Raw genomic sequence first — 5878 nt, forward strand, 5'->3', positions numbered from 1 at the left:
CCCTCGGGAGGTCTCCGCGAGGAGGCCTCCCGCGCCGGGCGGCGGCGGACGGCCGGACACCGGCAGGAGCCGCACCATGCGTACACGCAGCAGTCACATCGTCATCGGCAGACCCCTCCAGGCACTCTCGCTGCTCGCCGCCGGCGCCCTCCTCACCGGGTGCGCCGCCGCCGGGACGGCGGGATCGGACAAGGCGGCGGCCGGCGACACCTCGCCCGTCAAGGTGGGCCTGGTCTACTCGCGCAGCGGGCCGCTCGCCGCCTACGGCAAGCAGTACATGGAGGGCTTCACCGCCGGGCTGGCGTACGCCACCAAGGGCACCGGCAAGGTCGCCGGCCACCCCGTCGAGGTGACCGAGCAGGACGACACCGGCGATCCGGCGAAGGCCGTCGCCGCGGCCAAGGACCTCGCGGGCAAGGGCTACAGGATCCTGGCCGGCAGCACGGACTCCGGCGTGGCCCTCCAGGTCGCGCCGCTGGCCGCCCAGAACCGGCTGCTGTTCATCAGCGGCGCAGCCGCCACGGACGCGCTGACCGCCGTCAACAAGTACACCTTCCGCTCCGGCCGGCAGTCCTACCAGGACATCCTGACGGCGGGCACGATGCTGGTGAACGGCCGGGACAAGAAGGTCACCGTGCTCGCCCAGAACTCCGCGTTCGGACAGGCCAACGTCGCCGCCGTGAAGTCGGTGCTGGAGGTCCAGGGCGCAGTGGTGAGTTCGGTGCTGGCGCCGCCGAGCGCCACCGACCTGACGCCGTTCGCGCAACAGGTGAAGTCCGGCTCGCCGGATCTCGTCTTCGTCGCCTGGGCGGGTGCGACCGCGCCGGCGCTCTGGACGGCACTGGACCAGCAGGGTGTGCTGGACTCCACCAAGGTGGTGACCGGCCTGGCCGGCACCGCCTCGTACCCGATCTTCGGGCCGGCCGCCGCGAAGATCTCCTTCCTCGCGCACTACTTCCCCGGCGCGGCGGGCGACAACCCGGTCGAGAAGGCGATGCTGGACGGCGTGACCAAGGCCGGCGGCACGCCCGACCTGTTCAGCCCGGACGGCTTCACCGCCGCCCAGATGATCGTGCACGCCATCGAGGCCGGCAGCCCGACCGACACCGCCGCCATGGTCAAGGCCCTGGAGGACTGGCGCTTCAACGGCCCCAAGGGCGACGAGCAGATCCGGGCCGAGGACCACGCGCTGCTCCAGCCGATGTTCACCGCCAGGCTGACGGGCGAGGGCGCCGCCGCCAAGCCCGAGTTGATCCACGCCCTGCCGATGTCGGCCGCCGCGCCGCCGCAGAAGTCGATCGCGGGCTGACACCGATGGGAACCCCGAACACCGCACTGCCCGGTGCCGCCGGGAGCGCGCCGCGCGGGGCGGCGCCGGCCGCCGTGCCACCGGTGCTCGCCCTGCGCGGCCTGGGCTGGAGCGTCGGCGGAGCCACCATCGTCGACGGCGTCTCCTTCGACGTCCACGAGGGCGAGTTCCTCGCCTTCATCGGCCCCAACGGCGCCGGCAAGACCTCCCTGTTCAACCTGGTCAGCGGTCTGAACCCGGCCACCCGGGGCAGCGTCGAACTGGACGGCGCGGACATCACCGCCGAGCCCGCGCACGCCCGGGCCCGGCGGGGCCTGGGCCGGACCTTCCAGACGTCGAGCCTCTGGCCCGCGATGAGCGTCGCCGACCACGTCCGGCTCGCCGCGCAGGCCGCCGGCGGCGGCTCGTACCGGATCTGGCGCCGGGCCCGCTCGTTCGCCGGCCGGGTCGCGGACGTACTGGAGCGCACCGGGCTCGGGCACCGCGCCGACGCCCCCGCCCGGGACCTCTCGCACGGTGAGAAGCGCAAGCTGGAGCTGGCCGTCCTGCTCGTCGGCGAGCCGCGGCTGATGCTGCTGGACGAGCCGATGGCCGGGGTGAGCGCCGAGGAGGTGCCCGCGCTGACCGCGCTGATCCGCTCGCTGCACCGGGACGAGGGCCGCACCGTCCTGATGGTCGAGCACCACATGGACGTCCTGCTCGGCCTCGCCGACCGGCTCGCCGTGATGCACCACGGCACCCTGCTGGCCCTGGACACCCCGCCCGCCGTGATGTCCGACCCGACCGTGCAGCAGGCCTACCTCGGGGAGGAACTGTGACCACCGAAGCTGTGACCACCGGAGCCGAACCACTGCTGCGGGTCAGGGACCTGCGGGTCGTCATCGGCGGCCGGCACATCCTGCACGGCGTCGACCTGGACGTCGCCGCCGCCGGTGTCACCGCCCTGCTGGGGCGCAACGGCGCCGGGAAGACCACGACGGTGCGCGGCATCCTCGGCCTCGTCCCGCGCACCGGCAGTGTGCTGCTCGGCGGCACGGAGACGGTACGGCTGGCGACCCACGCGCTGGTACGCCGGGGCATCGGCTACGCCCCCGAGGACCGCGGCGTGTTCGCCGGGCTGAGCGTCGCGGAGAACCTGCGGCTCGCCGAGCGGCCCGGCGCGGGCGAGCCCGCGTACGCGCTCGTGCACGAGCTGTTCCCGGAGCTCGAACAGCGCGCCCGGCAGGCCGCCGGGACGCTCTCCGGCGGCCAGCAGCAGATGGTGGCGATCTCCCGCACCCTGCTGAACGGCAACCGGCTGATCATCGCGGACGAGCCCACCAAGGGCCTGGCGCCCAAGGTCGTCACCGAGGTCGCGCGAGTCCTGGAGCGGGCCGCCGAGGCCGTCCCGGTGCTGCTGGTGGAGCAGAACCTCGCCATGGTCCGGCGCCTGGCCGAGCACTGCGTGGTGCTCGCGGACGGACGCACGGCGCACCACGGCCCCGCCGACGAGCTGCTCACCGACGCCGAGGCGACCCGCCGGCTGCTCGGCGTCGGCCGCGCCGGGGCCGGCACCCTCTCGAACAAGGAACTCTGATGCCGACCGTCGTCCTGCTCACCCTCACCGGGCTGGGCCTGGGAGCGCTGTACTTCCTGGTCGCCTCCGGCCTGTCACTGATCTTCGGCCTGATGGACGTGCTGAACTTCGCCCACGGCGCCCTGCTCTCCGTCGGCGCCTACGGCACCTGGTGGGCCGCCTCCGGGCACCTGCCGGGCGCCGGCTCCGGCGGGTTCGGCTTCGTCCTCGCCGTCGCGTTCGGCACGGCCGTCGGCACCGCCGCCGCCGTCCTGCTCGAACTCGCCGTCATCCGCCCGCTCTACGAGCGCCCGCGCGAGCAGGTGCTCGCCACCGTCGGCGTCGGCCTGGCCGTGCCCGCGCTGCTCTCCGCCATCTGGGGCGCGGACGCCCGGCCGTTCCCCGGGCCGAAGGCGCTGACCGGCACGTTCGGCCTGCTCGGCGCCCAGGTGCCGGTCAACCGCCTGGTGCTGATCGCCGCCGCCCTGGTGGTGCTGGCCGTCCTGAAACTGTTCCTCGGCCGCACCCGGCACGGGCTGGTGGTGCGCGCGGGTGTCGAGGACCGGGCCATGGTCACCGCGCTCGGCATCGACGTCCGCCGGGCGTTCACCCTGGTCTTCGCCATCGGCGGGGCGGCCGCCGCCCTCGGCGGGGCGCTCGGCGGCCTGTACTTCGGGTCCGTCGACCCGGGGCAGGGCACCTCGCTGCTGATCTTCGCCTTCGTGGTCGTCGTGATGGGCGGCCTCGGCTCCGTCACCGGCGCCGCGCTCGCCTCGGTGGCCGTCGGGCTCGTCCAGCAGTTCGCCAACTACTACACCACCGCCGGGCTCGGCGACCTCGCCGTCGTCGTCCTGCTCGCCGCCCTGCTGCTGGTCAGGCCGCGCGGACTCACCGGGAGGCTCGCATGACCACCGCCACTTCGGAGAAGCCCCAGGTGTCCGGCCTGCCACCCGTCTCCGGCGCGGGCAGGCTGCGGGGGCTCGCCCGCTGGTGGCCGGCCGCGCTGCTGCTGGTGCTGCTCACCGCGCCGTACAGCTCGCTGCCGCTGCCCGGGTTGCTGGACGGGCCGCTCGGCAGCCCGGGCAGTCTCCAACTGATCGCCCTGTGCCTGCTGTTCGGCGCGCTGGCGACCGGCTACGACCTGCTGCTCGGCCGCACCGGCCTGCTCTCCTTCGGCCATGCGCTGTACTTCGCGGCCGGCACCTACGCCACCAACACGATCATGCTCGAAGCAGGGCTGCCGTTCGCGGTGTCCGCGCTGCTCGGGGTGCTCTTCGGGGTGGTGCTGGCGGCCCTGCTCGGCTCGGTCAGCCTGCGGATGAGCGGCATCGGCTTCTCGATGGTGACGCTCGCCTTCGCCCAGGCCGGGTCGATCCTGGTCGAACGCGACCCGGGCGGCATCACCGGCGGCGAGGAGGGCCGGGCCGCGCCCGCCGACCGGCTGCCCGCCGCCCTGGTCGGCATCGAGCACACCGCCAACCTGTACTGGATCGCCCTGGCCTACCTGGTGCTGACGCTGGCCGCCGTGCACTGGGCCGTCCGCTCCCCCACCGGCCGGGTCTGGGAGGGGATCCGGGAGAACGAGCGCCGGGTCGAGGTGCTGGGCCTGCGCCCGTACGGCTTCAAGCTGGTGGCCTTCGTACTGGCCGGCACCCTGGCCGCGGTCGGCGGCATCGTCTACCTGCTGCTCACCGGCGGTGCGACCCCGCAGGCCACCACCTCGGACTTCACCCTGTCGCTGCTGGTGATGGTGGTGCTCGGCGGCTCCGGGACGCGCTGGGGCCCGCTGGTCGGCGGCGTCCTCTACACCTGGGCCGATCACCGGCTCGGCGACCTGGCCGGGTCCGACGCGGTGGCCTCGCTGCCCGCCGTGCTGCGCGTGCCGCTCTCGCAACCGCTGTTCCTGCTCGGCACACTGTTCGTCCTGGTGGTCTATCTGCTGCCCGGCGGCGTCGTGCGCCTGCCCGGCCGCCTGCGGGCCGCCCGCGACCGCTCCCGCCCTGCGGCCGCGCACAGCTGACGAAAGGAACACCCACTGCCATGAGCGACACCAGCGACACTCCTGCGCCGTTCGAGGAACTCCACGTCCCCGTCGCCGGCGGCGAGTTGGCCGTACTGCGCTGGCCGGCCGCCGTACCGGACGCACCCGTGGTGCTCGCCCTGCACGGCATCACCGCGAACGCGCTGTCCTGGGCCCGGGTCGCCCACCACCTGGCCGGACGGGCCACGTTGATAGCCCCGGACCTGCGCGGCCGGGCCGCCAGCGCCGCCCTCCCCGGCCCGTACGGCATCCCCGCGCACGCCGAGGACGCCGCCGGCCTCGCCAAGGCCCTGGGCCTGCGTGACGCGGTGCTGACCGGTCACTCGATGGGCGCGTTCGTCGCGGCCCTGACCGCCGTCCGCCACCCCGGACCGTTCGCCGCCGCCGTCCTGGTGGACGGCGGCGCGGGCTTCCCCGCGCCCACCGACCTGGCGCCGGACGAGCTGCTCACGGCCGTCATCGGCCCCGCCATGCGGCGGCTCTCGACGACCTTCCCCGACCGGGCCGCCTACCGCGCCTTCTGGCAGGCCCACCCGGCCTTCGGCGGCGCCTGGTCACCGTGGGTCGACGACTACATCCAGCGCGATCTGACCGGTACCGAACCGGAGTTGCGCTCCTCCTGCCGGATCGACGCCGTCCGGGTGGACGGGGTGGGGCTGTTCGAGCCGGAGGTGCTGCGGGCCGTCCGTGAACTGGAGATCCCCACCGAACTGCTGTGGGCCGAACGGGGGCTGATGGACGAGCCGCAGGGCCTCTACGACGAGCAGCGGCTGACCGCCGCCGGCGTCGACCGCGATCGCGTCCGGGTGCGGCGGGTGGACGGCACCAACCACTACAGCATCCTGGTGGGGGACGAGGGCGCCCGGGTGGTGGCGCGGCACCTGCTGGCGGCGGCGCGGGGACAACAGGGACAGCAGGGATAGCAGGCAGGCGGTACCCGCGGAGGCCGGGCCACTGGTCGTGACCAGTGGCC

At 74.3% G+C, this 5878-nt stretch carries 6 protein-coding genes; all 6 read left to right on the forward strand.

The window, feature by feature from the left end:
* Positions 1 to 76: 76 nt before the first annotated feature.
* The 6 genes from ACFUK0_RS39235 to ACFUK0_RS39260 are packed head-to-tail and all read left to right on the forward strand — an operon-like array spanning position 77 to position 5828.
* On the forward strand, positions 77 to 1309 hold the full coding sequence (locus ACFUK0_RS39235) for a substrate-binding domain-containing protein (RefSeq protein WP_380258710.1): 1233 nt from the start codon (positions 77 to 79) through the stop codon (positions 1307 to 1309).
* A 5-nt stretch (positions 1310 to 1314) separates the two neighbouring features.
* Complete coding sequence (locus ACFUK0_RS39240; RefSeq protein WP_380258712.1) at positions 1315 to 2127, forward strand: ABC transporter ATP-binding protein; 813 nt, start codon at positions 1315 to 1317, stop codon at positions 2125 to 2127.
* Positions 2124 to 2885 (forward strand): ABC transporter ATP-binding protein, encoded by a 762-nt coding sequence (locus ACFUK0_RS39245; protein WP_380258714.1) that lies wholly within the window; start codon positions 2124 to 2126, stop codon positions 2883 to 2885. Before ACFUK0_RS39240 ends, ACFUK0_RS39245 begins: the two co-directional genes overlap by 4 nt.
* Positions 2885 to 3772: a branched-chain amino acid ABC transporter permease gene (locus tag ACFUK0_RS39250; protein ID WP_380258716.1), complete on the forward strand. Its 888-nt coding sequence runs from the start codon at positions 2885 to 2887 to the stop codon at positions 3770 to 3772. The genes ACFUK0_RS39245 and ACFUK0_RS39250 overlap by 1 nt, the downstream gene beginning before the upstream one ends.
* The gene (locus tag ACFUK0_RS39255; RefSeq protein ID WP_380258718.1) at positions 3769 to 4884 is read left to right on the forward strand and encodes a branched-chain amino acid ABC transporter permease; all 1116 of its coding nucleotides are present in this window, start codon (positions 3769 to 3771) and stop codon (positions 4882 to 4884) included. The genes ACFUK0_RS39250 and ACFUK0_RS39255 overlap by 4 nt, the downstream gene beginning before the upstream one ends.
* A gap of 20 nt (positions 4885 to 4904) precedes the next feature.
* Positions 4905 to 5828: an alpha/beta hydrolase gene (locus ACFUK0_RS39260; RefSeq protein ID WP_380258720.1), complete on the forward strand. Its 924-nt coding sequence runs from the start codon at positions 4905 to 4907 to the stop codon at positions 5826 to 5828.
* The last annotated feature ends 50 nt before the right edge of the window (positions 5829 to 5878 follow it).

It is taken from the genome of Kitasatospora sp. NPDC057223 (assembly GCF_042669755.1).
Taxonomy (GTDB): Bacteria; Actinomycetota; Actinomycetes; order Streptomycetales; family Streptomycetaceae; genus Kitasatospora.

Bases quoted from the DNA above. Each gene is read 5' to 3' on its own strand.
- ACFUK0_RS39240 (WP_380258712.1), top strand. From the start codon at position 1,315: ATGGGAACCCCGAACACCGCACTGCCCGGTGCCGCCGGGAGCGCGCCG.
- ACFUK0_RS39260 (WP_380258720.1), top strand. From the start codon at position 4,905: ATGAGCGACACCAGCGACACTCCTGCGCCGTTCGAGGAACTCCACGTC.
- ACFUK0_RS39250 (WP_380258716.1), top strand. From the start codon at position 2,885: ATGCCGACCGTCGTCCTGCTCACCCTCACCGGGCTGGGCCTGGGAGCG.
- ACFUK0_RS39255 (WP_380258718.1), top strand. From the start codon at position 3,769: ATGACCACCGCCACTTCGGAGAAGCCCCAGGTGTCCGGCCTGCCACCC.
- ACFUK0_RS39235 (WP_380258710.1), top strand. From the start codon at position 77: ATGCGTACACGCAGCAGTCACATCGTCATCGGCAGACCCCTCCAGGCA.